Source organism: Sphingobium sp. B2D3A, assembly GCF_025961795.1.
Classification (GTDB): Bacteria; Pseudomonadota; Alphaproteobacteria; order Sphingomonadales; family Sphingomonadaceae; genus Sphingobium.
In genome coordinates, this window is record NZ_JAOQOI010000001.1 from 331,554 (window position 1) to 356,867 (window position 25,314).

Consider the following 25,314-nt stretch of genomic DNA (forward strand, 5'->3'; position numbering starts at 1 on the left):
CCCTTAGAAGGACTTGCGCACGCTGACGGCGAAGAGCCTCCCAATGGGATCGCTCGCCGTCGCGTCATAGCCACCGCCGCCATTGCCGTTGGGCGCCAGATTGACATAGGGGGGCGCAATATCGAAGACGTTGCGCACTTCCATCGCGAGCGTGAGCCCCTTCTCGAAGAAGCCGGTCGCCTGTGGATCCCCGATGCGCCACGTCAGCGTCAAGTCGACAGGGGTATAGCTCTTCACGGACTGCACCGGGTTGGAAAGGTTGTTGGTATATCCACCGACATGTGTGGCCAGAACACGCGCGCTCAGTGGCCCGTGATCCCAGGTGATGCTGGCCCGCGCCTTGAACTTGAGCGGATTGAAGATGACGTTGCGCCGGTCGACCAGCGGCGCGGCTGGCGTCACGGCGATGTTATACTTGGTGAGGTAGGTACCCGACACGTTAAAGAGCAGATGGTCGTCCGCACCGATGTCCGCTTTCCAGGTTCCGCTGAAGTCGATCCCGCGCGTGATCGACACGCCCAGATTCTGGCTGCGTCCGTCCACGAACAGCGTCACATTGGCCGGATCACCACCGGGGAAGGAACCTCCGGCCAGCGCGACGCCCTGGCTCAGCAACTGCTGCACCCGCGCCGCCGCCGCCGATCCACGCAGAATTATGCCCGTGCCGGCATACTGCGCCTCGTTACCCAGGATGGTGAGGTTGGAGAGGTTGGCCAGCACCTGATTCTCATATTTGACATCCCAATAGGTGACGCCGAAACTCAGATTCGATGTGGGCTCGAAGTCCAAGCCGACCGACCAGGTGGTCGCCGTCTCCGGCTTCAGGTCCAGATTGGGACCGGAAAGCGCATAGCCCTGCAGCGGCGCACCGCCCGCCGGGTTCTGGTAGCTCTGGCCGAATATGTTGTTCGAGTTGCCGTAGATCTCCGGGATAGTCGGCGCACGGAACGACGTGCCGTAGCTGCCGCGCAGCTTGACGCCGCGCACCGGCTGCCAGTTCAGGCCGAACTTGGGGTTGGTGGTGCTGCCCACGTCACTATACTTGTCGTGGCGCACGGCGGCATTGAGTTCCAGCCGCTCGAAACCGGGAACCGCGTTGTTGGCCCCGAAGATCGGGATGTAGAGTTCGCCATAGAAGGAGTCCACCTCGCGGCCGAAATGGCGGTAGGTAATCGGCGTCGTCGGCCCGCCGCGCGCGGAGCCGAGCGCGACGTTGAAGTCCTGCCGCTCATAACCCGCCGCCAGCTTCACGTCGCCGCCGGGCAGCGCGAAGAGCGAGCCGTTGAGGCGACCTTCATAGGTCTTGAGGTGGCCATTGGTTGGAGCCAGGAAGATCTGGTCGGCAATCCCGGCCAGCACTGCGGCGCTGGTGCGACCACGGCTGTACGGGTCAAACGCCGTCGCGGGGTTGCTACTGGCGAGCGCAGCGTTCAGCGCGGCGTTGTTGATGCCGTGATAAGAGCCTGAGAAATCATTGGTCTTGCCATAGCCGAACAGCACTTCGGCTTCCCAGTCATGGGGCAGCTTCGCACGGAGGCCGGGCGTGATTTGCCAGCTTTCCGCAGAACCGAACGAATCATTGATCGGCACGCTGTTGCCGAAATTATAGTCGAGCGTGTAGCTGGTTCCGCTGAATCCGGCCGGCCGCACGAAGAAGGCGTTCGTCTGCGGCACCGTCAGGCGCGCGTTGGAATAGGCGGAATTCCGGTAAAAATTGCGTTTTGAATAGAAGCCATCATAGAAGACGCTCAGCCAGTCGGTCAGGTCGAAGCGGCCCGTGCTATTGAATGAGTCGTAGCGCTGCTCCGGAATGAGATCCTGATTGTCCAGCTCATCACACCTGTTGAGCGTGCCCGCCGCCAGCGATCCTGCCGTCGCCTGCGTCACACCGCCCGGCGGAATGGCGTAGGTCGTACCGTTCGCATTGATGTTGCCCGGGGCGCACCGCACGATCCGGTAATCCCCGCCGCCGAAGCCCGTCTGGTTGCTGGTAAAGAAGCCGCGATCGTCGCCGCTCAGGTTCGAGCGCTCGACATGCTCGTAGGCGACCATGATCTGCCCGCGTTCAAACACCTTGCCGAGGGCCGCGCCCAGCGTCGTCTCATGGAAGTCGCCCCGTGACGATATGCCCGATCGCGCGAACACCTCGCCGCCGTCTAGGGACCGACGGGGGATAAGATTCACCACGCCTGCGACCGCATCCGAACCGTAGATGGCGGATGCGCCGTCGGCGACCACCTCGACCCGCTCGACACCCAGTGACGGAAGCACCGACGGATCGATCGAACGGCTGTTGTTGGTCACGCGGTGCCCGTCGATCATCACCAGTGTCGCATAAGGCCCAATGCCGCGCAGGTTCACCGAGTTGCCATAGGTGATGTTGCCGCTTCCGCCCGACTGGCCACGCGAATTTTCCGAGACGCCGAGGTCGAAGACCTGCGGAATTTCCTTAATCATGCGATCGACGGTGACCGCGCTCGAGGCCTCCATCTCGGCCCGGCCAAGTGTGGTGACGGTCGACCCGACCGGCGCTTCGCCACGCACGCGGCTGCCGGTGATGACGATGTCCGGCGCTGCCCCCTCCTCGTTCTGCGCCACCGCCATGGCGGGCAGAGCCAGTGCCATCAGGCTGCTGCTCAGCTTCAGTGCCGTTCCTAGAGTGATCCCGCCCTTATAATCCTTGCTCATCCCAACCTCCCTCGCCGCCCCTGCGGCTTTTATGTTTAATCGACGTCTCAGTTCGCGACCGGCAATTTGACCCAGGAGCCGCCCGCGCTGCCCCGCTCGACCGTGAAAACCGGGGCGGGAGTCTGTTGTATTTCCTTGAGATTGCGCTGGCGGGGGTCCGCACCGGCGATGGTGACGCGCAAACGGGCGCCAGCCGGCACGATCCGCGACACCGGCGTCAGATCGATCGCCAGATTGGCCTGCTGGCCGACCGGGAGAGGTGCTACATCCGCCTTGCGCCCTGAGTGCCAGGGCAGACCCATGACGTGATAGGGTGCCTTGCCAGTCTTGCGATGCGCGAGTGCCAGCCGGCCGAAGGCCACGACCTCCGCCTGTCCGTCGGCCGCCACTTGATCCAGATAGACGAAAACATCGGCATCGGGCTTGTCCGCCGAGACGCGCAGGTTCACGACGGGATAGCCGATCAGCTTGAGCGGCTCGTCCAGCGGGGCGCTGGTATAGCTCAGCCCCTTATCGTCCATGGGCTTGGCCCAGAAGGCAAAATAGTCTGCGCCCGGCAAGTCGTAGCGCACCGTGAACTTGTCCGCGCCCGCGCGATCCGGCTTTGCACCGAGCGTTCCGTCATTCACCGATCGCGCGGTGCCACTGCGACCGCCGTTCAGGAACCACTGCATTGGCGTGACCTTGGCACCCGGCAACGCGTCGGAGCGGGCATAGCCACCTTTCCCGTCCAATCCCTCGACCCAATAAGTCGCACGCGGCTCTTTCTCGATGCCGTTGTCCGCGCCTTTGAGATAATGATCGAAATAGCGCACGACTTCGCCAGTGAAGTCGAATCCAGGCGGCGGCACGCAGTGGCTGCCAGGCCCCGCGAGAAACTTCGATCCCTTGAGGTTCGCCGCGCTTAAGAGGGACTGGGCCGTTGGCTCGTCATGCCAGTTGCTCCAGAAATAAGTGGCGATGCCCGTCCGCTGGATCGCGTCGAGATAATTATAGACGCCGACTTCCTCCCAGAAGCGATTTCCAGTGAAAGAGGAAACGCTGTCGCGATAGGGCATACCATACCAGAGCGCGGCCATCGGCGTGTTCTGGGCATGCTGGGCAACGGCTGATTTAAGCTGTTGCCCGTCCGCGTCGCCATCGACCGGGACGCTCGCCAGATCGTCGCTCAATGGCTCGTCCGGCCGAGTGTTGAACTGTGCGGTGATACCGCCGCGCCGCACGAAAGCATATTTATCGAGGTCCGACGCGCCGATGAAAACCGCCTTGAGCGCCGGGGGCGTAGTGGTCGCGGTGTGAAATGTTGTGCCCCCCAGATAGGAGCATCCGATCATGCCGACTTTGCCGGTGGAAAAGGACTGACTTGCCAGCCACTCGACCAGATCATGGCCGTCTTTCGCCTCGGTGCGGTCCTGAAAACCCCGGCGCGCGCCAAAGGACGCGCCCTTGCCGCGAATATCGGCGACTGCGACCACGTAACCGGCCGAAATCAGCGAGCGGAGCGCCAGGCCGTCCTCCAGCGCGACTTCCCTGATCGCGCCGTCCTTATCCTTGAAACGAGCGCGATAGGGCGTGAACACGAAGATAACCGGAAGGCGCTTTTCTTCCACCTTGCCCTCACTAGCCGGTCGATAGATGTTGACGGCCAGCTTCGTCCCGTCCCGCACAGGCACGTAGAGCGAGCTACGCTGCACGTCTGCATAGTCTCTAGCCGGACCCGGCACGGCTGCCGTAACAGCAGCCAGCGCGCCGATCCATCCAACCGCCCGCATCCTTGCTCTCCTATTGTTGACAATTTCATCAGCGATCAACCCGCCGGATGCAATCAAAAAACAGATGACAATATTGTTGACAATATTGTCAGGAGATTAGACGCTATTCACATGAACGAGCAGTTGGACAAGCGGGCACCCTCGGCCGTCGAGGTCGCCGACTGGGTGCGTGACCGCATTCGCACGGGCCGTTTTGTGCCCGGCCAGCGGTTGGTCGAAGTGGACATTATCCGGCAAACCGGCGCTAGTCGGTCGAAGGTGCGCGAAGCGTTGCAGCGGCTGGAAGGCGAAGGTCTGGTGCTGATCGAGGAATTCCGCGGAGCATCCGTCCGAAGCACCAGCCTTGAGGAAGCTGCGCAAATTTATCGGGCGCGTCTTGCATTAGAAGGTATCTGCGCCGCCGACTTCACACGAAATGCTTCGGATGAGCAGAAGCACCAGTTGTGCATCGTCCAGGAGCAACTTGACAAATGCGTGAACGATCGGGCGCCGGATAAGTTTGGGCGACTGAATATCGAGTGGCATCGACTCATTGTGGAAGGCTCTGGCAACACGGTTATCGCCGAGTTGCTCAAACGCCTGAATGTTCCCATTCACCGAATGTTGTTCGAGAGTTTCTACGATGAGGAGCGCCTTCGTACCGCAAACGCGGACCACCAGAACATGCTGCGCCTCATTTTGGCCGGAGAGGCCGATGCGGCCGAAACGGCCATGCGCAGCCACATCGGTGACGGGTTCAAAACACTGTCAAAAATCGAGAGTGAATTTTATCGATGAGGTTCGTGAGAGCGGTGTTCATCGATTGTCAGGAACGGTGGCCACTGACAGAATCGGCCTAGCCCGCGATAAATCCGGGGCGCGCACCTCAGCGCTATTCCTCTGCGCCATCCTCGACCGCGCTTGAAGCGCTCGCGGCAGCGCGTGCATCGGCGAGCGCCTTCCTCGCCTTGCCAGCGAAGGAAGCCTTCGGGTCCAGCTTCAGGGATCTTTCCAGCAAGGCAATCGCTCGCGCATGATTGCGATCCCGACCTTGCTTCCCGTCCAACTCGGCCTTCCCAAGCATGAAGCAGCTTTCCGCCTCCCCGAGCCCGCAGGCCTTGTCGAACATGTCGAGCGCGCCGCTCCGGTCTTTACGGGCTCCCTGACCCCGGTGGATCATCATCGCGAAATTGCCGCAAGCGCTCGCGTCGCCAGCCTGACACGTCTTCTCGAACAATTCTGTAGCCCGCACATAGTCACGCGGCACGCCGAGGCCGTCCCGATAGAGAACGCCGAGATTATAGCATGATTTGTCAGCGCCCGCGTCGCAGCCCTGCCCGAAAAGGCGCGCGGCTTCGGCCTGATTCCGGCGCAGTCCCTTACCCAGCGAATAGGCAGCGCCGAGGTTCATGCATCCGTCGGGCGATCCCTTGTCGCAGGCTTCCCGGAAGAGAGCGGCGGCGCGGACGTCATCCTTCGTAACGCCATCCCCGCGAATGTAAGCGAGGCCGAGGTTCGAGCATCCGGTGGCATCGCCGCTCCGGCAGGCATAGGCGTAATAAGCGGTGGCTCGGTCCATGGACAGGGCAACGCCCTGCCCCTGCCCATAAGCGAAGCCGGCCATGGTGCAGCTTGCCATGTCACCAAGATTGCATGCCTTGCCCGCAAAATAGGTCGCCTGCACCAGATCGCGGCGGACACCCCGGCCTTCCCGGTAGCGCTCGCCCAGGTCGACGCAACTGTCCGCATCCTCTCCGTCGCAGCGCGTGACAAGGTCCGGCACGGACGTCGGCGCGTCCTCTTGTGACGGCTCCATTTCCGGTGGCGTTTGCGTTGCTGTCGCCGCCTCCTGCGCCTGCGCAGGAGGCGCCACGGCGGCGGTTAGCAGCGCGAGGACGACCATGGGCCGCAAGGTCGGCGTCATCCGCCTTGTCCCCCGGCCCCGTCCCGGACGAGCTGTGCGCGAAAGTGCAGCGATTGCGGCGTAGCCTCAAGCACGTCGATCATGAAATCGCCGATGTGAACCGTCTTTTGCGTTTGCGGAACGCGCATGGGCTGGCCAGAACCGGCATGGGCGAGGTCGTCAATGCTGTAGCCACGCTTCTCGAACACCAACTCGCCGTTCTGCACCCCCAGATAGGCAATGTCGTAAATCTGACCGACCACATCCGTGTCATAATCTGATCGTCCGTTCAAAGTGCGCTATGGCCGGCAATCAGTTGAACTCATCCGTGTCAGGATGTCTCCACATGCAGCTCTTCCAGCGCCTTGCGGAGCAGCACCACGGCCTCCATCAGCACCGCGGGATTGGCGGGGCCATCATGAGAGGCCAGGCGGCTGAGCAGATGCTCGACGCGCTTGAGCGACTGGGCGATCTTGGCGCGGTCGACACATTGCCCGTCCACGGTTGCGGCCCGGGCGCCCAGCGCCGAGAGCCGTTCTTCCAGTCGCATCCGCTGCGCAATCTCCCGCGTGAGCCGGTCTTTCAGCTCGCGCCGTTCCAGCGCGCCGGTGGACTGGCGCCGGTCCATTGACGCATATTCACTGCGCACGGCCCGGGTCGCGCGGGATGCCTGCAGCTGCTTTTCGATCCGCGCCTTGAGGGCGATGAAGTCGATGGGCTTTGGCACATAATCATTGGCGCCGGCTTCCAGAACATCGACGATCGTCGTGGCTTCGGTCCGCGCGGCCATGGATCGAGCCGCCCAGCCGTTCTATATTTTGCTTGCTGATCGCCAGACTCAGGCCCGTGCGTTGTGACGTACCCCTGATTTTCTTTACGAGCGATAGAGTCTGGTCCTGAGGACGGACAGACGATGAAGCGCGAGAGGTTTACAGAGAATAGATTATTGGGGGTGCGGAAGGAGGCGGAGGTGGACCCGAAGACCGCTGATCTTGCTCGGCGTCACGGCATTATCGGAAGCGACGATCTAGAACTGGAAGGCCAAGTATGGCGGGCTTGAGGTGTCCGACGCCCAGCGTCTGCGGGAGCTCGAGAGCGAGGACGCGAAGCGCAAACGGTTGCTGGCCGATGCGATGCTAGACAACGTAGCGCTGAAGGATCTGCTTTCAAAAAAGTGGTGACGCCGGCTGCGAATCGAGAAGCTGCCGCTCGTCTCCAGGCGTGCCGCGGGATGAGCGCGCGGGGGGCGTGCCGTATCATCAACGTCGATCGCACAAGCGTGCGTGACCGTTTCACCCCGAACGATGAAGGTGCGCTTCGTGAGAAGCTGCGCGGCTGACCAACGGCGCCGGTTCGGCTACCGCCGTCTGCATTTCTTGCTGCGCCAGGAGGGCGTGATGATCAACCGCAAGAAGATCCAGCGGCTATCATGAGGAAGGGCTTCAGTGAGGCGACGACGCAGCGGTAGACGCGCTGTCGACACGAGCGCGGCGGCTTCAGTGCCGGCACTTCCAAACAAGCGCTAGTGCCTCGACTTCGTTCACGACTAGATGGTTTCTGGAAGGCGGTTCCGGGTGCTCAACGTGGTCGATGATCTGACCAGAGAGTGCCTGGCAGCGGCGCCGGACACCTACATCTCCGAACATCGAGTCGTGCGCGGGCTGGCCCAGTTGATCGCCTAGCGGGGCAAGCCCGGCATGGTCGTCAGCGATAATCCAGCAATGCCGTCTTGGCGTGGTGCGGTCAGATATGGGGGGAGGTTCAAGCCCGATGTTTCCTGCGCTACAAGAGAAAATCCTGCGACCGCTCGCTCTCTTTATCTCGAGGGCAGCGACCCTCTCGCTGAGCGCATGGTGATCGAAGTCGAACAGAAGCCAGCGACATTCAGTGCGTTCGCGATGGGGCTTCTTGACACAATTGGAGGCCGATCAATCTCGCCATCCTGCGAAGCATTAGAGCAAGTGTCGGACTCACGGTTTACCCAGAAGAATGGACGCCCGTCGCGGGCTCGCCACGCGCGGTTTTACCCTAACGTCAGAGTTTCTTCTGATTTGGGTCAACCTTAGGTTCGCCCTTCAGCATAGGATCCCAATGCTCCGCGATCTTGCCGTTTTCGATCCGGAACATGTCGAACCAGGTCGTGTAATAGGTCTGCCCGTTCGCATCCTTTTCGGGGCGCACAAATGCAATGACCACCTTGTCCCGCTCCGCCGTGATGTCGACCATGGGGAGGCTCAATTTTGCCTCCACAGGCCGCTGCGGGCGCGAGGACCGGACATAATCCATCACGCCGGCCAAACCCTGGGCGGCATTGGGATTATGCTGAATGTAATCCTTCGCGATGAACTCGTGCGCGCGATCAACCTGACCAGCCACGAGCACGATCCGATACATGTCGTACACCAGCCGCTTGTTCCGCGCGAGCTTGGGGTCCTTGCTGGCGAGCAAGGCGGCGTGATCCGTAGGAACAGACGGCGCTGCTGCCGGCACTTCATGCGATGAGGGCGGGGCCACAGCCGGCGTAGAGTCCGGGGCCATGGCAAGAGCGGTAGCGAGCAGGATCGATATCATGGGAGAAGCCTAGCATGACAGAGGCGGAAAAAGGTAGGACTTTTAAGTGCCGCCAATCCCTCTCGGCTAGAGATCGGACGGCGAGGCAACACTTTGTTGTGAAACGACAATAATCTGCGCCAGCGGCGAACGATTTTACCATCTTTGGGCGAAAGCGGCTTTGCGCGGGGAGCGCCGACCTTAAAAACCAGAGTATTGATCAAGTGTCTCGCACTCGCTCCCGACGGCCCCGTCACGGCGACACCTTGAGAATTCCCGCGACTGCTCAGTCACGCAAGGCAGCCGCGACGGTTGCCAGTTCGGCGTGGTCGCTGCCGGTGTCGAGCCGGGTCTGATCGTCGTAGATCATGGTCGCAGGTCGGTCTCGATTTGCAGCCACCCAGCGCGGCAAACCCGGTCCGTTGGGGTCACCGGTCCCGGCAAATCGGGTCCAGGCGCCGGCCATGATATTGGACAGCTTCAGCGCGGCCGCGTCCCCTCCGGTCATCGTGGCGCAGCGTTCGGCATTGGCGAACGCGTAGGGAATATCCGCACAATGGAATGCGCGTGGCCGGCCATCCAGCACCGGCGCAGGGCGCGCGAACTGGTACAGCCATGCGCCTGCTCCGCCGATGGCGGCCTTGCGACGGGCAAATTCCATCGCGCTGAGGCGCAGCGGCGCGGTCGCGATGCGTGACCATAGATCGCAGGGCAAAGCATGCGGCGTGCGACCTTTGAAGGCCTCGATAATGCCGTCCGCACGATCGCCGAACAGGCCGGTGACCCGTTCCCGCAATTGCGCTGCCGATAAAGCCTCGAACGCCGGGTCGTTGATGCCGGTTGCGAATTCGTTGAGCGTGGTGCCGACGATCAGGGGCACATGCGCGGAATTCGCCAGCGCGCCATCGGAGAGCACGCCGCCGGGCAGAGTGGCCCCGCCGATAACCGGTCCGAACGAGAAGCGCGGCAAATTTCGCGGATCGATGGGGCTTCCCGCAAGCTTGGGATTGAGCCGCCGCGCTGCCGCATTCGATGCCGCAAGCAATTGCGGATAGGGCACATCCTGCACGGCGCGCGCCGACGTCCTCGCAATGCCCAGTTCCGCGAGCGTTGCGGCGGCCAGGCTCGCGGCCTCGTCTACCGTCACGCCGGTGGGGACATAGCCGCTCTGAACGATCGCCCGATGGAACAGCCCGCGCGCCTGAGGCATGGCCATCAGCGCCGCAACCTTGCGTCCGCCGCCCGACTGGCCGAACAGCGTGACGCGCGCCGGATCGCCGCCGAAGGCTGCAGTATTGTCGCGCACCCATTGCAGCGCGGCGACGATGTCGAGCAGACCGACATTGCCGGAGTCCGCGAAGGCGGAATCGAACGTCGACAGATCGAGAAACCCGAGCGCGTTGAGCCGATGGTTCAACGTGACCACCACCACGTCGTGCAGGTCGGCCAGATTATGGCCGTCGAAGGCGGGCAGGTCATGGCCCGATCCGGCGATGAACGCGCCGCCGTGCAGCCAGACCATCACGGGTCGGGGGCGACCGGCATCGCCGCGCGTCCAGATATTGAGCCGCAAGCAGTCTTCGCGCTCGTAGCTGTCATTCCATTGAAAAATGAACGCTTCTTCGTCATTGGCCCGCCCCGATCCGCGATCTTGCGGACAGACCGGCCCGAAGCTCAGTGCGCTGCGTACGCCCGACCACGGACGGGGCGGACGTGGCGGCAGGAAGCGATTTGGCCCGGCCGTGTCATCCGCATAAGGAACGCCCTTGAAGGTCAGGACGTCGCCTTGCCGATAGCCGGCCAACGTCCCCGATTGCGTTTCCACGCGTGCCGTATCCCGGCCTGCGGATACCGCCTGCCCGCCAGTGCGCGAGGGAGCAACAGCGGCGGCTGCCATGCGAGGGGTCTGGGTGCTGGCAGCGACGATTGCGGCGCCGCCCGTTAATATCGCTCTCCGACCGACTTTCACCCTGCCGCCTCCACCCTATTTCATCTTGTGGTTCTCGAGGCAGGGCAGAGGTCGCATCGCAACCGCCGCCCCGCCGCCGATCATCAGAACGAACGCTTCACAGTCAGGCGCCACTGCCGCGGCGCGGCCGGGAAGCCGTTCACCGTGCCATTGGTCGCACGGTTATCCAGATAAGCGTAGTAATAAAGCTTGTTCGTCAGGTTCATGACGTTCGCAATCACCTGCCAATCGCCGCCCGGAGCATCCCAGGTCAGGCCTGCATTGAGCAGCGTATAGGCGGGCACCTTGTTGAACGTCGTATTGGGGATCGACGTCTGGAAGCTGGACTGGAATGTCATGTCCAGTCGTGGCGTCAGAGTGCCGAAATTGGCCGTATCGATGCGATACTGGGCGCTCGCGCTGCCCTTCCAGTCGGAGATCAGCGGGAACTTGGAGTCCAGCGTGGTGCCGGCGCTGATCGCCGTCGCCTGCAGCGACTTGAAGCCGATGTTGATGTAGCCAACCGCCGCTTGCAGCGTGAGATTGCTGGTCGGGCGAGCGGTCAGTTCCAGTTCACCGCCCTTGGTCACCGCCTTGCCGACGTTCAGCAGCGCGCTGCACGGCTGTGCATAGCTTGCCAGAGGCACATCCGGGTAAGCCGGGTTGGCCGGGCACGCGCTGACCGGGAGCTGGAGATCGGTGTAGTTGCCATAGAAGAAGCTGCCGTTGACGCGCAGCTTGCGGTCGAACAGGTCGCTCTTGAAGCCAACCTCATAGGAGGTCAGCTTTTCGGGCGCGAACGGGATGACCTGATAGATATTGTAAGGCCGCGGGTTGATGCCGCCGCCCTTGAAGCCGGTCGCGACCGACGCGTAGGTCATGATCGTGGGGGTCCACTGATACTGCGCTGCAATGCGATAATCGACATTGTCGCCCTTGAAGGTGCCCGAGGCGCCATTCACCGGGCAGACCGCCACATTGACAATCGTCCCGCCCGCTTCGGGGCAGGGCAGATAGGGCGGGCCATCGGGATGGCCGCCGAGCTGCGTGCCCGGCACGCCGAGGCGGCCGAACTTGAAGGTCTTTTCCTGCTTCGAGTAACGCAGCCCGCCGATCAGTTGCAGCTTGTCGGTCACGCTCCAGTCGACGTTGCCGAACACGGCATAGGTCTTCGCCGGCACGCGATCCCGCCCGATGAAGTCGAAGGGCGGGATGTCGATGCGCGAATCCAGCGCAGTAAACTCATCCATGAAGAAGCCGCCGAGCGTCAGATTAACCGCATCCTGCATCAGGCTGGCATTGACGCGCAGCTCCTGCGTCACCTCGCGATAGGTCAGCGCATTGAAGCTCTGCGCCAGCGGGACAGGCGTCGCATCATTATCCTGCGAGAACTCCATCTTCTGCTTGCGATAGGCTGTGATCGACTTGAACGAGACATTCTCGGCAAGCTTGTAGTCGATCGTCAGGGAGACACCGCCGCCCTTGGTCGCCGAACGCGAATCCAGGCAATAGGCGCCCGAGCGGCTGCTCGGGGTCGGGTCGCAATAGGTAGCGTAGTTGGTATAGGGGCTCGTGCTGAAGCTGTCGCCAGCGAACGCCCCGAACGGGGAATAGCTGATGAATTGCGACGCGCCGGTCGCGGTGCCGACGCTGACGCCATTGATGCTATTCTTGGGCGTCAGGCTGTCATTGCGGGCATAAAGCAGCGTCTGCGGCGTCCCTTCCGACTTGTCGCTGACATAGTCCGCAGCAAGGTTGACCTCCAGCGCGTCAGTGGGCACCCAGCGCAGCTGGACGCGCCCGGCTGCCACGGCCTTCCCGCCTTCAGTGCCGAGCTTGCAGTTCGCATCACGCGCGAAGGAGGGAACCTGCGTACCCGGATGCGTGCAGGCATAATCGTACCGCGTGACATAGCCATCCTTGTGGTCGGTCACGCCGGTGATCCGCATGAACAGGCGATCGGGCACCAGCGTCATGTCCGCTGCCGCATTCACGCGCACATTATTGTAGCTTCCGTAAGAGAGCGAGATGAACCCGCTGCCATTGCCGGTCGGCTTCTTGGAATACAGCTTCACCGAGCCGCCGATCGAGTTCTGCCCGGCCAACGTGCCCTGCGGACCGCGCAGGACCTCGATGCGATCGAGGTCGACCAGATCGAAGTTGGCGCCAGCGATGGTGCCGTAATAGACGTCGTCGATATAGGTGCCGACGCCGGGCGACACGGCGGGATTGAAGTCCACCTGACCCACGCCGCGAATGAAGGACTGAACCGACGGACCGGCGCCAGCGGGAGCCGGCTGGAGCACGACGTTAGGGGCCTGGGCTGCGATATCGCTGACGGTGGTCAGCCCCTGCGCGGCGATCGTCTCAGCCGACAAGGCCGTGATCGCGAGCGGTGTTTTCTGGGCGCTCTGGCCACGGAACTGCGCGGTCACGACGATTTCGCTGATGCCGTCCTCGGTCTGCGCGGTCGGTTCCGCCTGATTGACGGGTGCCGTCGACGGAGCCGCCTCCTGCGCAAAGGCGGGTGCCGCACAAGCGATTGCCATCGCGCCGACCGCGACGGAGTTGCGCAACCAGGTCGCGCCGTTGATTTGCCAGATGCTCATGGTCTTCATTCTTTCCCTCCTAAAAGCACCGCTCTCGACGAGCGGGCCGAACCATTGAATTTCAATCGATTGCAAAACTGAACGAAAAAGAAGGCGCGCGGGGCGCCCGGAATTACTGCTTTGGTTTCAGGTCTTTGCTAGCACCAGTTGCGTGGCTGGCACCCATGTGCCATGCACCTGCGCGCGCAAGGGCAGCGGCACATGCACCTTGGCAACCGGCCCCGCCCCGACCGCGCCAGCATTGATGACCCAAAGCTGCGAGGCGAAGGCCTGATCGCCGACCTGGCGATCGACCACAGCAAGCAACCACCCGTCATGCCCCGGCGCGGCCGAGGGCACATGAACGGGCTCGCTGATTGCGTGACCGGGCGGCAGTGCGAGCGCGTCGAGCCCGCAATGCGCCACATCGATGCGGATAAGCATGTTGAAGGTCATGCCGACCGGGCCGCCGGGCAGCGGAGGCGGCCCATTCGGATTGACCGTCAGATACCAGCCGAAGCTGTACGGCAGGCCGGTATCGGCATCGCGAATGCGCGGCATGTCGCCCGGGGGGCCGAGCGGCCGCACCTCGTAGGAAGAGCCATCCTTGGTGAGGTCGAACGTCCAGCGTTCGAAGGCACCGCGGATTTCCTGCTGACCGCGCTGGATTCCGCCCGCTTCGCGCATGAACGGAAATGCGTTCGTGTCGGATACAAAGATATCGAGATGAACCCGATCGCCTTCATCGAAGGCGTTCATGATATGAAAAGCGGACGCGCCAGCCGCGCCTTCGAACCAGCGCATCGCAGTGACATCGCCATCGCGCGGCATGATTCCAACGCGGCAGGTCAGGTCCTGCTCATGCGCCCATTTCGGCCCGCCGGCGCGCAGCCGCTCAAGATCGGTGGTGGTCGGAAAAATCGGGAAAATCGCGCGGCTCTTCGTGATCGCAAAGTCATGGATCATGCCGCCATAGGGCTGGTCGAACCACTGCTCGCGAACGAGGTTGCCGTCGCGATCCGCAATCCCATAGGCGATCGCCCGCGAACATTCGCCATCGGCCTCATAGCCGAAGAAGAACAATTCGCCGGTCTCGGGATCGATCCGCGAATGGGCCGTCATCGTCTCCGACTTGAGGGCGCCGCCGAAATCCCAAGCACCAAGCGTGTCCAGAGTCGTTGGATCCACGCGATAGGCGCGGCCATCCTCCTTCGTCATGAACAGCCGGCCTGCATGCCAAAGCGGCGTCGTGTTCGCGACCGTGCGATCAACGCCCGCAACGCTGGGGTCATCGGTAAAGGGATTGCGATACTGGCCGAACAGCGCGCGCCGGGCTTCGCGCTCGGCCGCATAACGCGCGGTTTCGACATAGCGAATGTCATAATCCACAGCGCCGTGTTCGAACTTGAAACGCGCGATCATCCCGTCTCCCGACAGGATATGATCGTCATCGAACATGGGCGGGTGGGCCGGATCCGGGACCGCGCGAAAGAAGGCGCCTTCAATCTCGGACGGGATCTCGCCTTCCACCAGCAGGTTGCGGACAGACGCTTCGGTGCGAACAGGCGTATTAAGGCCCGTGAAATGAATGGTCTGAGGAAAAGCGGTCATGACAGGGCTCCGGCAGAGCTAATCCGCCGCAGTTGGTCCGCATCTAGCGAATCGCCGATTATCTGACCGTCCGCCATCCCAAGCCCCTCACATCTATGTCTTTTCAGCATCTTAAGATGCTTCAGCCCTATAAATATTCACCGTCCGGCCGATCGTCTGGCCACGACGCGCCGGCGCCGATACCAATATCGCGCGGGTGGAGATACAAAAAAACAGACAATTTAGGGAAACGTGCACAATGCTCATGGCATATACTGCGCTACAGCGGGCGCTACGGGCAGGGCGCTTTATGATTGGCAGGGCCCGGTAGCCCGCGTCGCAGGTCAGGTGCTGCGGATCAGGCCTTCCATCGCAGCGGATGCTTCCTCGGCCGCGCCTGCGGCGACGGCATCAAACAGCGCCCAATGTTCACGCACGGTTTCGCGCGGCGTGCTGCTGCCGCCCTGAAATTCGGTATACCACAGCACAAAAGTGCCAAGGCTGTTGCCCAGATTGACCAGCGGGGGATTGGCCGTCGCCTGCAACAGCACCTCATAGAACTGGCGGTTCGCCGCCTGTCCCTTCTCGCTTGTCAGGCCAAAACGTTCCATATCCTGCAAAGCCTCGCGCATTCTCGCGATCTGCTGGAGTGTGCGCCGCTGCGCCGCAAGGCTCGCAATTGCGGGCTCAATGATCAGCCGCATCTCGACCAACCCCTCGAGCACGGATGTGGAGGCGCCGCCCTCGAACATCCACTCCATCACGTCCGGGTCAAGCAACGCCCAGCGCGTGATGGGCATGACAACGGTGCCGGTGCGCTGGCGGGACTCAACCAGGCCCTTGGCGGCAAGCACACGGATCGCCTCACGGTAGGCGCTGCGGGAAACGCTCAGCTCATCGCTGGCATTGAGCTCGGTCGCGAGGATATCGCCGGGATGATGCTTGCCCGTTACGATCGCCACGCCGAGATCGTGCGCGATCCGACGGTGCAGGCTCGTTTTCTGCCGCTTCAGCTGCACCGGCCGGCGGCTCGCCTTGTTCGTTGCGGATTTTGTCATTGCCCACCCATGGTTGCGCCGAGTTTTGCACCGTCAGCTAGCCGGATTGCGGCCTTAAAGCCAGCACGGCGCGCACAAGCTGCCAGATTATGCAGCGAATTTATGCCTTTGCCGCTTGTGCGGAATGCGCCAGCACGACGAAGTCTCGGCCGATTTGCGATGGCGCGGCGGGGCCGGAACCGGGCGTCCCCGCGTTCGTCACGCTCTAAGAAGATTGGAATATGGGCTCTTAATAGCCGTTTTCCGCGGCGCGCGGCTGTCCGTGCAGGAACCAGACACGAAATTGGAGCCATCATGCCGTGGGTAAGACCGCCAATCTTGCCAATGATCTGTTTTTTTGCGACCAAGCTCCGCCTCACCGGTCCTCGACTGGTGTTTATGGTCTGACAATTCTGCGGTACCCGTGTTTCTGCATCCCCATCGTCAGCCTGCGAGAGCCTTCGGGCGATAGAGAGGAAGTCTATATGAGTAATGAGTCATTTTCGCGCCGCAGCCTGTTGTCTGCCGGCATCGGCGCTGCTGGTGTCGCCACTGCATTCCCGGCCATGGCCGCTGCCCAAACGAGCGCAGCGGCCGCGCGGCAGCAGCAGATCTCCGACATGACCGGAAAGGCGCTGACGCCGCCGAGCTTCGAATTCGCATTCGAAATCAAGATCGAGCTGGGCAAGCGCCTGCGTTACGGCCCGACCTTCTGGGGCATGGATCGCGGCTATGTCGGCGTTCTCGGCGGCACTGTGAAAGGCCCCAAGCTGAACGGCAAGATCATCCCGCACAGCGGTGGCGATTGGCCGACGGTGAAGCCGGACGACACGGTGCGGTTCGACGCCCGCTACCTGATCGAGGCCGATGACGGCACCATTATCGAGCTGCACAACACCGGCGTCCGCTATGGCAGCAAAGAGGTGCTGGAACGGATGCGCAAATATGAGCCCGTCGATCCTTCCGAATATTATATGGGCCTCACCCCGCGCTTCGATGCGCCGGTTGGCCCGCACGACTGGCTGAGCCGCACGATTTTCGTCGGCAAGGCGGACCGCCGCGAGTCACAATCCATCTTCACTTATTGGGCGATGGTGTAACAAGTCCTGCTGCCCCGGGGACTGTGATCGGCTGATGCCGTCGCGCACCCCGTGAGCGGCCATCCTTCTTCAGCGCGCCGGATGGCGAGATGCTCGGGATCAACCTCCTTCTAGGTGGAAGCGGAGCAAAAATAGCGGCTCCTCGTCATATAAGAGGAGCCGCTATTTGGCAGCCTATCGGCACGGACTGATGATCAATCCCGCCTAGGGAATATCGTGTCGCGCCAGCGTCCACTTGCTGTCAGCGCAAAGCGTACAATCCGCGCCCCGGAACACCTGGGCCGCCTTTTTGTCGCCCTGTAATTGCCATTGCAGCCAAGCGCCGGTCACCCGGCTATATTCGTCTTCATCCGGCGGCCCCCAATATTGCGCGGTATGGCCCGCGCCGGCACGATAGGCCCAGACCGCCGGCACAGAGCCCAGCCGGCTGAAATCATCCTTGCTGTTCGCATGGGCTCCATCGGACGGATCGCCGCTGAAATAGGCGATGGGCACTTTGACTCGCGCCAGATCGGCTTTGGTCACGCGCGCACCCGGCAGACCGCCCGGACCGGTGGACCAAACCCCGCTGTTGAGGATGACCGCTGTCGTCACCCGAGGATCGGCCACTGTCACTGCCAGCGCCTGCAGCCCGCCACAGGAATGACCCATCACGGCAACATGGCGCGTGTCGACCCGCTTGAAATAGGCGCTACCGCGACGCTGGCTCTCCGCCGCAGCCCAATCGATCGCCCTGCTCAGTTCCACGGATTCGGAAGGGCCAGGCGCGTTGAAATCGATCGGGCCCGTCGGCATGTAGGGCTCGGCATCATGATCCGTCTCGTATCGCGCATCGCCGATCTGCCCGACCGCAATCACCAAAAAGCCCCGCGATGCGATATCCGTCAGGAACCTGCGGTAGCGATTACCCACCGCCGCGCAGCCGCCATTCCCCCAGGCGACGATCGGCATACGGCCTTTGACGCCGTCAGGACGGTAAATGACGTGGTTGGGCAAGCTCGGCACCGTCTCCATCGTCACCGTGAACGGCCCGGTACGCGGCAAAAGCCTGACCGATTCAACAGGTGCCGTCGGAGTCGGGGCCGCGATAAGTGGAGCGGTCGAGTTCAGGCCCGCCGCGGCCACCGCGATCAGCGCATATCCCCCGACGCGGGGACCAAGCGACTTCAAGCCGATGTTAAGCGACAGTTTTCTAGACATTTGATGCGGTCCTTGCTGGGGCAGGCGCACGGCTGCCTGCGATTCACATCATGGGTACACAGCCCCTTGTTAGAGCCGCTTTCTGAAATTTCTCAGATGAAAGCAAGGAGAGCACCGTGATATGCGATCAAAGGTCAGACAATTTTTCGCCACTCACAAGGCGTCCGTGAGGAGATCAAGATATTCACGGTGCGCTCGGTCGTCTGACCAACAAGGAACAAGTGGTGCTTCCCCCGCCCGGGGCAGGGGCATGTCACTATGCTCGGCTACTGCGTCTCGTGCGTTCTTCTCGGTGAGAGAAAGACAACGTTGATGGAGCTTGAGCCTCGCTTTGCGTAGACGCGAACTTAAAATCCCAAAATAAATCGACAGCAGGCTGCGCGATTATGGTGTCGTCAAATCAACATCGTTGATCTGCCGAGCGGCGGAACTCTGCTAGACATAGCGACAGTCAACCAACGCTAGACCTAGCGACAGCCAACCAACAGAAAACCGGATTGGCCGCAACTCGAGATATGATTGGCGCGCGAAAAGTCTGATAATGCGGTACTCTTGCCGTGGAGCGACCCGGGATTTGCATCCCTCATCGGATAGATTATCTGGGCCATCAGCAAACGGGTCAAAGAAATGGGTTCGACAGTGGGCCTGGAGAGCCGCGGCCGCGGTACGCCGCGCAAAGGTCCCGCGCTGCTCTATGAGGCAGTGGGCAACCTGCGCGCCCACAGATCTTGCGGGGCCGTGCCAAACTGAACCCACGGTTAAGCATCTCGCCATTGATGTCGACACGGGGTGGCCCTGTCAGAACGAAACGAGATGACCTTCTCCGGTTCCTTTAAGGTGCACGGGACGCCGGCTCGTTGGGTTGAATGACGGACAGCTTACAAGGCAGATCCACGTTAAATTTACGCCCTTTTTTGAGAACGTAGCTGCCACTTAAGAGCCCGATTGCCGGATCGCCCGAGCCGCGAGGAAGAAGTGGAGCGCAGACCACACAGGCAGCAGAACGCTTGTCATGAGCGCATAACGAATGCCGCTTGTGGAGGCAGCGGTGCAGGCGCTTTGCACGGCGGCGACCGTGGAGACGGTTTTGCTGCCGCACAGTGCAGCATAATTTCCATCCGCAAAGAGCGCGTTGGCATAGAGATCGCTGATAAAACCGATGAGCGCGGGACCCAAGCCGACCCCAACCAAGGTGGTGACAAAGAAGAAGACGAACGCCGCCGTCGCGCGCATTCTCGGCCCCACCATATTCTGGAAGGCGACAAGCGTCGGCACATTGTGAAAGAAGGCCAGAACGGCGCCGCTGATGAGCAAAACGAGTGCCAGCATGGGATGCCCCACGCTATAGCCTGCCAGCGTAAACGGCGCGCCGATCAGCACGCCGAGCGCGGGGAGCAGCGCATACCATTGGGCGCCCCATCTCGAAATCAGGTCCACGCCAAATCCGGCGATGGCGAGGCCGAGCGTCGCCGCGATGCCGCTCTGGACCGCGTAGAACACGCCAACCTGGCTCAAACTCAAATCATGCACACGCATGAAGAAGGGCGCATAAAAGGCACCGGAGCCATACATGCCGAGCGTGACGAGAGCTAACCCGATCAGCATGTGGCGAAACTCGGGCCGGGCGGCCATCATCTTGAGCACCACCCGCAGCGGGGGTGGTTCGCTCTTTGCCTCTGCAAGATCCGGATCGGACAGGCCGCGTGGCGGCTCGCGCAGTGTTAGTCGGAAGAGAAGCGCCACGATGAGCCCGGGCGCTGCGATGCAGATGATCGCCGCGCGCCAGCCATAGGTCGATCCTATCCACCCCGCCGTGAGCGCACCGATCACGGAACCGACCGGGTTGCCGAGCTTCATGACGGTCATCACGGCCCCTCGCCGCTCCTTGGGAAAATGGTCCGCAAGGAGCGAAACCGCGGGCGCCTGCACGCCGGCCTCGCCGATGCCGACCCCCACGCGCAGCAAAAAGAGTTGCCAGAAATTTGCAGCCATGCCGCAGGCCACCGTCGCGGCCGAAAACAGGGCGACCGATATGGAGATGATATTGATCCGGCTGCGGCGCTCGGCCAGTCGCGCGATCGGCAATCCCATTGTGCTGTAGAGAATGGCGAAGCTGAGGCCGCTCAGGATGCCGAGCTGGAAATCGGAGAGACCCAGGTCGTCCTTGATCGCTTGGCCCAGCGTGGCAACGATGACCCGGTCGATGAAGCCGAACGCGCTGACAGCCATGGTAAGGGCGAGTAGCCACGCGCGATAACCAGGCCCGAACTGTGGCTTGCCTGCAGGCTTTGGAAGGCCTTCAGCCTGCATGATGTCACCCTCTCGATCTGGCGTGGTCGACGGACCGGACATGGCCTTGCTCCCCCTCTCGCGCGCGCTTATGCTTTCCAACAGCCGATGTTTTGCGGCTGCCTCGATCATGGCCGCGGACGGATGCCGCGTGCAAGATGTGCTCTCAGCAGCAGGACAGTTCCAGACGGTTATGCTGAACCGGATGAATCCCGCCGCATGAGCGGGCGGCGATAGGAAATATCGTCCCTGTCCCACCGCCCATTGCCCGGCGGGCTCGCGAGTTCGCGACGAGGGCCTGTCGGAACGGTCACGCCCATTTCCGGCAGGAATTCCCGCAGGGCAATCCGCCACTCACCATTGCGGCGCTCGAACTGGTCTATGTATCGGCCGCTGCCGATGTTCTGCAGGTCCTGTTTCTGGCGCAGCATGTAGATGACATAGCTGCTGACATGCGCCCGATCCCCCTCGAGATCGATGTTCACATTGGTGATGTGATGTTGATGGCAGACATAACGCTCTTCGTGCCGCTGGTTGCCCCAGTCGACGAACGCGTCCGTCGGCCCCGAAAAATCGTCGAGATAATTGATCTCCGCGTCCGGCCAGAAAGCACTGGCGATGACCGCATCGTCATGACGGTCGAGACCGCGGGTATAGCGGCGGAGGACTTCACGAATGTCTTCCATGTCGAGCAAGCGCTCGAGGCGCGTCTGAAGATCGGGGGCATCGATATTGGCCATCACGGCATCCTCTCTTTTCACATCAGCACCAGCGCTCGTCGTGTCGCGAGCATCCTGAAAGGCAGCCAAGCCAAGGCCACCTTCTGGAATTTAGTTATCACGTTAATTCAATGTGTCGCTGACGCCCTCAGGTGTCAAGCGGATATCGCGCGTGGCAGCGCCAAAGCCTGGGCCCGCCTCGCATGGACAGACATGCTTCGATCAATAGAATGAGATTCTCATAATTATAAACAAATATATCAACATTTTAGTGAGAAATCTCGCAGTTGTCCGAGCGCGATGACATCTCGACGGTTAGAGCTTTGGGGACGCTAAGATCACATCGGCCGGCGATCCTGCCTCCTCGACCAAGGCGATCAATCATGTTGCCGGCTTTCAGTTATCATGTTAACTCGATGCCAAGCCCGCAAAGCGAGTCGAGCGGGAGGGCTGTGGATGAGGGAGGATGTAAGGCCGTGCGACGGTCCGCTCTGAACGCGCAGACGCAAGGCCAGCTCTGGCCCTGTGACAGGCGGTGAGAAGCCGGAAAAGGCAAGTGTCGACATCATTGGTCATTCGGTGCTGCGCGGTTTCAGACGAAGACGCGAGAGCGATGGGGTGTGCGCGCGACGCCGGATTTCTGGCGCGCGCTTTCTAGAAATGGAGTGGTTGCGTGAATTCTGAATCCAGTTTGCAGGAGATGATCGATGAGCGTCTCATCACCAAGGTGCTCAGCCGCTATTGGCGCGGTGTCGATCGCTGCGACGTCGACCTCATCATGTCGGCCTTCCATTCCGACGCCATCGATCATCATGCCGGGCACGACCGGCTGGCGCATGATTTCGCAAAAGCCGCGGTCGATCGCATGCCGCAGGTCGCACCGGGCGGCACGCAGCACCATGTGACGAATATCTCGATCGAAGTGGATGGGGACACCGCCTGGTGCGAGGCCTATTACCATGCCATCCACAATGCCGACGCCCAGCTCAACCAGATGTTCGGGCGCTATGTCCACCGCTTCGAGCGCCGCGAGGGAGAATGGAAGATCGCGGAACGCTGGGCCGTTCTCGACTTTACCCACACCGGACCGCGCACGCCGTTCGGTTCCGAAAACAACCCGGCAACGCTGCGTGGGCGGGCCGACAAAACCGACATTTCCTACCAGCGGTTCAACTGAGCCGGGCCGAACCCGCGCCTGAGAACGACTTTGGGCGGTCGCGCTGAGAAAGACGATCGCCCACAGGACCGCCCGATCAAAGGGCGGCCGCACCGAAAAGAAAAACGAGAGGAGAGATGAGCATGACCAAGAAAGGAAAGGGCATCGTCTGCCGGACCAGTCTGTTCGCGCTGGGGATCGCCTTGGCGGGCGCCGCTGGCGCGCAGGCCCCGCAGGCTTCGACCAGCGGTCAGGCCGAGAGCGCGTCGACGGCCAGAGACGTCGAGACGATCATGGTGACCGCGCAGTTTCGTGAGCAGAACCTGCAGGACACGCCGCTGGCCATCACAGCTGTGTCCGGGGCGATGCTCGAAGCGCGCAGCCAGACCAGCATCGCGGATGTCGCCAATCAGGCGCCCTCGGTCACCCTCAAGCCGCAGGGCGCATCCTATGGCTCCTCGCTCGTCGGGAACATCCGTGGCGTTGGCCAGCAAGACTTCAGCGCTGCGCTGGAACCCGGCGTGGGCCTGTATGTCGACGACGTCTATTATGCGACGCTGACTGGTTCCATCCTCGACTTGCTCGACCTTGACCGGGTCGAAATCCTGCGCGGCCCGCAGGGCACGCTGGCCGGCAAAAACTCGATCGGCGGTGCGGTAAAGCTCTACTCGAGGCGGCCGACCGGATCGAACACCGGCTATGTGGCCGCGACCTATGGCAGCCGCAACCGGATCGACCTGCGTGGATCGGCCGACTTCAAGCTGACCGATACCATCAGCGCGCGGATCGCCGGCGTTTCCAAGAAGCAAGACGGCTATATCAAGCGGCTGGATTTTGGCTGCCTGTTCCCCGCTGGCGGCCCGACGACGGTCGTCAACAATGCTGGCGCGACGGTTCCGATCAATCCTGCAGGCGGCATCCCGCGCATGACGGCGTCCGACAACTGCGAACTCGGCCGCGAGGGTGGTGTGGGATACACGGCGGCGCGCGGCCAGCTGCGCTTTCAGCCAAGCAGCGACCTCGATATCAATATTGCCGTCGATTACACCAATGAGGACCGCGTCAATGCCGGCAACGTCCTGCTGGACCGGAGCATCGCCGGGGTTCGGCGCAGCCCGAATTTCACGGATCGGCTGCCCGGCAATCCGCGGGGCGCGACGGATATCAACCCCTTTGGTGGGGTCATTCCTTATGACGCCCGCTTCGTCTGCGGCAACTATTGCAATTACGCCACCTATATCGGCGCGCCGGACAGTTCGACGGGCCCTCAGGGCGCCTTCGCGAACACCGGGGGCGTGAGGGCCGGAACTTATTATGACGGCCGGCTCACCTATGAGGGTTGGGGCATCTCCGGGCAGATCGAATATGATCTGTCGGACGATCTGCAACTGGTCTCGATCACGGCCTACCGGGCCTATCATTCCAAATGGGATGCGGACGACGACCTCTCGCCGCTCGCACACCAGAACAATACCAGCAAGCTGCGTTACTGGCAGTTCACCCAAGAGCTGCGCCTCAACGGATCGTTCTTCGAGGATGCCCTCCAATATACAGTCGGCGGCTTCTACATGAAGCAGTTCTCGAGCATTCTCGCCGGTTCCGATATTCGCTACACGACCGATCCGGCCTTCTTCAACAACGATCCTACCGATGCCAACACCAAGGCGGCGTTTCTCCACCTTGCATGGAAGCCAGTCGATCGGCTGACCCTGTCGGCGGGCCTGCGCTATACCGATGAGTATAAGCGCTATGAATTCGGTCGCCGTCTGCCGGATGGCAGCCCCCTGCCCGCTGGCTCGGCGGTCGGTGCGCTGGATGGCCGCGTGGGCATCTATGATGGCCCGATCAGCACCAATTTCGATTACCGCCTGAATGCGCAATATGAGATTACGCCTGACATTTCGATTTATGGTCAGGTGGCGACAGGCATCAAGGGCGGCGGCATCAATCCCCGCCCCTTCAACTTCGCGCAGGTGCTGCCCTTCGGACCGGAGAAGCAGACGACATACGAACTCGGCTTCAAGAGCGACCTGTTCGACCGGCGGGTACGGCTCAACGCGGCCTTCTTCTTCTCCAAATATTCCGACATCCAGCTCAGCCTGTCGAACTGCATCGCCATCGTGGGCGCGGCGCTGGGCTCGCCTTGCAATCTCATCACCAACTCGGGCGACGCCGATGTGAAAGGGTTCGAGGTCGAGGCTTCGGTCCGGCCGGTCGAGGGCATGATGATCGATGGCGCCGTCAGCTTCGTCGATTTCGATTACACCAGTTTCCGCACCTTCGGGACGGCGACGGTCGGTGGCCCCGGCAACCCGGCAGGGCCGCAGTTCGGCGATTATCCGCTCTATACGCCACGCTGGAAGTGGAGCATCGGAGCGCAATATGAGATCGATCTTGGCGACGCGGGGTCACTGACGCCGCGCATCGACACCTCGTTCCAGGACGAGATCTACTTCGGCGTCAATCTGCCGACGAGCCTGATCGACAGCTACGTCGTCTCCAATGCCCGACTGACGTGGAGCAACGCAGATGGAGACCTGGACGTCTCGGCTGAAGTCACGAACCTGTTCGACAAATATTATCTGCTGACCGGCTTCGACCGGTCGAGCGGTGCGGCGGGCTTCTCCATCGCGCAACCCGGCCGTCCGCGGGAATGGGCCGTGACCGTGAAGAAGAGGTTCTGAGCCTGACCGATACGGGCAGAATGCGGGTGCGGCAGCCATGTCGCACCCGCATCCGCTCGCCCCGAGCCAGCCTGTAGAGGACGCCATTGTTCCGAGCCATCGCGTCGATGG

The 25,314-nt window shown here is 61.9% G+C and carries 17 protein-coding genes and 1 pseudogene; 5 read left to right on the forward strand and 13 right to left on the reverse strand.

Going from position 1 to position 25,314, the window contains the following annotated elements:
* Window positions 1–3 precede the first annotated feature (3 nt).
* Together M2337_RS01445 and M2337_RS01450 are read right to left on the reverse strand one after the other, a co-directional pair.
* Entirely contained in the window at window positions 4–2,688 is a 2,685-nt protein-coding gene (locus M2337_RS01445) for a TonB-dependent receptor domain-containing protein (protein ID WP_264571404.1), read from the reverse strand.
* A gap of 47 nt (window positions 2,689–2,735) precedes the next feature.
* The gene (locus tag M2337_RS01450; RefSeq protein ID WP_264571405.1) at window positions 2,736–4,460 is read right to left on the reverse strand and encodes a CocE/NonD family hydrolase; all 1,725 of its coding nucleotides are present in this window, start codon (window positions 4,458–4,460) and stop codon (window positions 2,736–2,738) included.
* 111 nt (window positions 4,461–4,571) lie between these two features.
* Between M2337_RS01450 and M2337_RS01455 the strand changes: the two genes are divergently transcribed.
* Complete coding sequence (locus M2337_RS01455) at window positions 4,572–5,237, forward strand: GntR family transcriptional regulator (protein WP_264571406.1); 666 nt, start codon at window positions 4,572–4,574, stop codon at window positions 5,235–5,237.
* A gap of 94 nt (window positions 5,238–5,331) precedes the next feature.
* On the opposite strand, the gene M2337_RS01460 is transcribed toward M2337_RS01455, so the two are convergent.
* The 3 genes from M2337_RS01460 to M2337_RS01470 are packed head-to-tail and all read right to left on the reverse strand — an operon-like array spanning window position 5,332 to window position 7,132.
* The gene (locus M2337_RS01460) at window positions 5,332–6,363 is read right to left on the reverse strand and encodes a tetratricopeptide repeat protein (protein ID WP_264571407.1); all 1,032 of its coding nucleotides are present in this window, start codon (window positions 6,361–6,363) and stop codon (window positions 5,332–5,334) included.
* Window positions 6,360–6,635, reverse strand: coding sequence for a hypothetical protein (locus tag M2337_RS01465; protein WP_264571408.1), 276 nt, complete (start codon window positions 6,633–6,635; stop codon window positions 6,360–6,362). Before M2337_RS01465 ends, M2337_RS01460 begins: the two co-directional genes overlap by 4 nt.
* 38 nt (window positions 6,636–6,673) lie before the next feature.
* Window positions 6,674–7,132 (reverse strand): hypothetical protein, encoded by a 459-nt coding sequence (locus tag M2337_RS01470; protein ID WP_264571409.1) that lies wholly within the window; start codon window positions 7,130–7,132, stop codon window positions 6,674–6,676.
* A gap of 123 nt (window positions 7,133–7,255) precedes the next feature.
* Here M2337_RS01470 and M2337_RS01475 point away from each other — a divergent pair.
* Window positions 7,256–8,092 (forward strand): annotated as a pseudogene (locus tag M2337_RS01475) (transposase); the annotation flags it as partial.
* Window positions 8,093–8,376: 284 nt separating this feature from the next.
* Here M2337_RS01475 and M2337_RS01480 read toward each other — a convergent pair.
* From M2337_RS01480 to M2337_RS01500, 5 genes are all read right to left on the reverse strand, one after another.
* Window positions 8,377–8,913 (reverse strand): ester cyclase, encoded by a 537-nt coding sequence (locus tag M2337_RS01480; protein ID WP_264571410.1) that lies wholly within the window; start codon window positions 8,911–8,913, stop codon window positions 8,377–8,379.
* Between the two features lie 265 nt (window positions 8,914–9,178).
* Window positions 9,179–10,789: a carboxylesterase/lipase family protein gene (locus M2337_RS01485; protein ID WP_264571411.1), complete on the reverse strand. Its 1,611-nt coding sequence runs from the start codon at window positions 10,787–10,789 to the stop codon at window positions 9,179–9,181.
* Window positions 10,790–10,944: 155 nt separating this feature from the next.
* Window positions 10,945–13,458 carry a TonB-dependent receptor gene (locus tag M2337_RS01490; protein WP_264571412.1) on the reverse strand — a complete coding sequence of 838 codons (2,514 nt, stop codon included), beginning with the start codon at window positions 13,456–13,458 and terminating at the stop codon, window positions 10,945–10,947.
* A gap of 117 nt (window positions 13,459–13,575) precedes the next feature.
* Entirely contained in the window at window positions 13,576–15,039 is a 1,464-nt protein-coding gene (locus M2337_RS01495) for a carotenoid oxygenase family protein (protein WP_264571413.1), read from the reverse strand.
* 323 nt (window positions 15,040–15,362) lie between these two features.
* Complete coding sequence (locus M2337_RS01500; RefSeq protein ID WP_181560778.1) at window positions 15,363–16,076, reverse strand: FadR/GntR family transcriptional regulator; 714 nt, start codon at window positions 16,074–16,076, stop codon at window positions 15,363–15,365.
* A gap of 464 nt (window positions 16,077–16,540) precedes the next feature.
* On the opposite strand from M2337_RS01500, the gene M2337_RS01505 reads away from it, so the two are divergent.
* On the forward strand, window positions 16,541–17,155 hold the full coding sequence (locus tag M2337_RS01505) for a DUF3237 family protein (RefSeq protein WP_181560779.1): 615 nt from the start codon (window positions 16,541–16,543) through the stop codon (window positions 17,153–17,155).
* Window positions 17,156–17,359: 204 nt separating this feature from the next.
* On the opposite strand, the gene M2337_RS01510 is transcribed toward M2337_RS01505, so the two are convergent.
* From M2337_RS01510 to M2337_RS01520, 3 genes are all read right to left on the reverse strand, one after another.
* A complete protein-coding gene (locus tag M2337_RS01510) occupies window positions 17,360–18,355 on the reverse strand; it encodes a dienelactone hydrolase family protein (RefSeq protein ID WP_264571414.1) in 996 nt (331 codons plus the stop codon).
* A 933-nt stretch (window positions 18,356–19,288) separates the two neighbouring features.
* Window positions 19,289–20,707, reverse strand: coding sequence for a spinster family MFS transporter (locus tag M2337_RS01515; RefSeq protein WP_264571415.1), 1,419 nt, complete (start codon window positions 20,705–20,707; stop codon window positions 19,289–19,291).
* 128 nt (window positions 20,708–20,835) lie between these two features.
* Window positions 20,836–21,384, reverse strand: coding sequence for a nuclear transport factor 2 family protein (locus M2337_RS01520; RefSeq protein WP_264571416.1), 549 nt, complete (start codon window positions 21,382–21,384; stop codon window positions 20,836–20,838).
* A gap of 652 nt (window positions 21,385–22,036) precedes the next feature.
* Between M2337_RS01520 and M2337_RS01525 the strand changes: the two genes are divergently transcribed.
* Both M2337_RS01525 and M2337_RS01530 read left to right on the forward strand, forming a co-directional pair.
* Window positions 22,037–22,540 (forward strand): nuclear transport factor 2 family protein, encoded by a 504-nt coding sequence (locus M2337_RS01525; protein ID WP_264571417.1) that lies wholly within the window; start codon window positions 22,037–22,039, stop codon window positions 22,538–22,540.
* Window positions 22,541–22,662: 122 nt separating this feature from the next.
* The gene (locus M2337_RS01530) at window positions 22,663–25,203 is read left to right on the forward strand and encodes a TonB-dependent receptor (protein ID WP_264571418.1); all 2,541 of its coding nucleotides are present in this window, start codon (window positions 22,663–22,665) and stop codon (window positions 25,201–25,203) included.
* The last annotated feature ends 111 nt before the right edge of the window (window positions 25,204–25,314 follow it).